At 67.0% G+C, this 2,587-nt stretch carries 3 protein-coding genes; all 3 read right to left on the reverse strand.

Translation table 11 applies throughout. The features are described from left to right. A partial coding sequence (locus tag AB6807_RS39300; protein ID WP_371088800.1) for an IS66 family transposase occupies window positions 1-1,664 on the reverse strand: 1,664 nt, incomplete at its 3' end. A gap of 103 nt (window positions 1,665-1,767) precedes the next feature. After that, window positions 1,768-2,109 carry an IS66 family insertion sequence element accessory protein TnpB gene (gene tnpB, locus AB6807_RS39305; protein WP_371088801.1) on the reverse strand — a complete coding sequence of 114 codons (342 nt, stop codon included), beginning with the start codon at window positions 2,107-2,109 and terminating at the stop codon, window positions 1,768-1,770. Further along, window positions 2,106-2,510, reverse strand: coding sequence for a transposase (locus AB6807_RS39310; protein ID WP_371088802.1), 405 nt, complete (start codon window positions 2,508-2,510; stop codon window positions 2,106-2,108). Before AB6807_RS39310 ends, tnpB begins: the two co-directional genes overlap by 4 nt. Between the last annotated feature and the right edge of the window lie 77 nt (window positions 2,511-2,587).

Here is a 2,587-nt window from a genome sequence, read left to right on the forward strand (position 1 = left end):
CGGTGCGGCAGCAAGTCCTCGATCTGGCTGGCGCGCTGCGTCGGCAGGCGCTGCAGCACGTCGCGCAGGTAGGCCCATGGGTCGTGGCCATTGAGCCGCGCGGACTGCACCAAGCTCATCACCATGGCAGTGCGTTGGCCGGCGAGTTCGCTGCCGGCGAACAGCCATGCCCGGCGCCCCATTGCCCACGGTTTAATTTGCCGTTCGAGGTGGTTGTTGTCGATCGCGACCGCGCCGTCCTCCAGGTAGCGCGTCAGCGCGCTCCAGTGGCCGAGTGTGTAGTCGATGGCGCCCGCCACGGTGCTGCCGCCCGCGACCAACCGTCGTTCGAGTTCGAGCCATTCCTTCAGCTTGTCCCACAGCGGCTTGGCAAGTTGCTGGCGCTGCGCCTGTCGCTCGTCATCGTTCATGCCCTTGAGCTCGGCCTCGACCGCATAAATCCGCGCATAGCACCGGATCGCCTCGTCGCCGATCGGGCTCGTGCCGTCGCGCGCCAGTTCATCAAACTTGCGACGTGCGTGCGCGATGCAGGCCGCGCTGATGCGGTCGGGGTGGATGCGGGGATCGATCACACTGTCGTAGCCGCCATAGCGGTCGGTGAGCAGCGTTCCAGACCATCTGCCTCGACCTTGCTGTGCACTGCCCGCAAGGAAGGTCTTCGGGTACTGCGCGCCGCGGCCGAGGCAGAACTCGTAGATCACGCCCGGCACGGCGTCGTGCCAGCTCCTCGCATAGGCCCAGACGTAGGCTCGGCGCGTCTTGCCGGCACCGGGGTCGAGCAGCTTGACGGGCGTCTCGTCGGCATGCAGCACGCGGCAGGCGAGGATGAAGGCCTTGTGCACCTCGTAGAGCGGCTCTAGCGCAGCGCCGGCCTGGCCAGCCCAGGCAGCCAGTGTGGAACGCGGCGTATGGACACCGCTGCGTGCGTTGATCGCCTCCTGGCGGTAGTACGGCAGGTGGTCGACGCAGCGGCTGATGAGCGTGTGCGCGATGAGGCCGCTCGCGGCCATGCCGCCTTCGATCAGCTCCGGGATGGAGGGCGCCTGCCTGAGGACCTGGCAGCAGCGGCAGGCCCATTTGCCGTAGATGTGGCGGTGGACGAAGAACTCGGCCGGCACGATGTCCAGGCGCTCGCTCATGTCCTCGCCGATGCGCGTCATCGGCCGGCCGCAGCCGGGCTCTTGGCAGTCAGTGCTGTCGGGCTCGTGGCGGTGCTCGACGCGGCGCAGATGCTCGGGCAGAGCCTGACGGCGCGGCTGACGAGGTGCTTCCTTCGGCTTGGCCTTGCCGGCGTCATCGGCCGCTGCTTGCAGACGCAGTTGCTCTAGCTGCGCGCGCAGGCTCGCCTCATCCTCGGCAATCGTCTCTTCGAACAGGCGTCGCTGGTCGGCGTCCATCGCCTCTGAACTGGCGCCGAACTTCCAGCGCTTGAGGCGTGCCAGCTCGAAGGTGATCTTCTCGATCTTGGCGTCGCGCCAGGCGATGTCGCGGTCCTTGCGCTGCAGCAGGTCGCGCGCCTGAAGCAACTCGCGGTCTCGATCGACGAGAGCCTGGTCGCGCAGTGCGAGTTGCCGTTCGGCATGCTGCCAACGGGCGATCCAGGCCGCCGCTTCCGGCGGTAGCGCCTGCAGGTCGAGCGGGGGAAGAGCGTGCGCGCCGAGCATGCTGGTATGGTGCCAGGACCAGGGCATGAACCGCATCCGAGCAAGCACGTATTGCATCGATGCAGCGCGCTTGGCACCTGAACGATGCCGCTCTTGCAGTGCTTCAGGCCCGCGTGATGGTGCTCAATTCAGTCAGCCGCTCCCACGGCAAGCCGAGGACCAACGAATCGAATTGCGCGCGGGTCAGCGAGAGCGAGAGAGGCGATGTCGAGGTTGTTGCCACCCATGTGAAGCGGCCCGCGTTGAGCCGACGCGCCGCGCACCAGACGCCGAAGCCGTCGTGCACGAGCAGCTTGACGCGAGTGCCGCGGGCGTTAGCGAAGAGGTAGCCGTGGTGCGCCTGGGCGGCACCGAAGACCTGCACCACTCGGGCGAGCAGCCGGTCGGCGCCGGCACGCATGTCCACCGGCTCGGCCGCGAGCCACATGGCTTCGATGCGAATCATCGGAGCAACTCGCGCATCCACGTCGCGCACTCGCTCGCCGCGCTGACTGGCCAGGTCACCGTGACCGTCATCGCGTTGCGGCGCAGTTCGATGTGGATGTCTTGCGGGGGTGCGGGCGTAGGTGTGGGTGTCGGGACTTCCATCGGTATGAACGAAGGCGTCAACCTCGGCGCATCCGGCGTCACCGCGGCCGGCGCAATGCCAGCACGGGCGACCGGCTTCATCTCGGCATCGTTCACCCAGCGCCGTAGCAAGTTGGCGTTGATGCCGTGGGTCATCGCCACCGCGGCGATCGAGACGCCAGGTTGCATGCACGCCGTCACGGCCGATGCCTTGAACTCGTCGCCATGCCGCCGCCGCCGACGGCGTCCGTCTATTTGATTCCCAGAGATAGTGTTCACGTATCCACCTAAGTTAAGTGGATACGAGGCTCCTACGCGCGGGAGGGGAACTCAAGATGGGTGAACTGGACGCTCAC

The organism is Variovorax sp. RCC_210 (assembly GCF_041355175.1).
Lineage (GTDB): Bacteria > Pseudomonadota > Gammaproteobacteria > Burkholderiales > Burkholderiaceae_C > Variovorax.

What these genes read in the sequence shown, in the direction of transcription:
- tnpB (WP_371088801.1), bottom strand. Translation starts at nt 2,109, where the DNA reads ATGATTCGCATCGAAGCCATGTGGCTCGCGGCCGAGCCGGTGGACATG.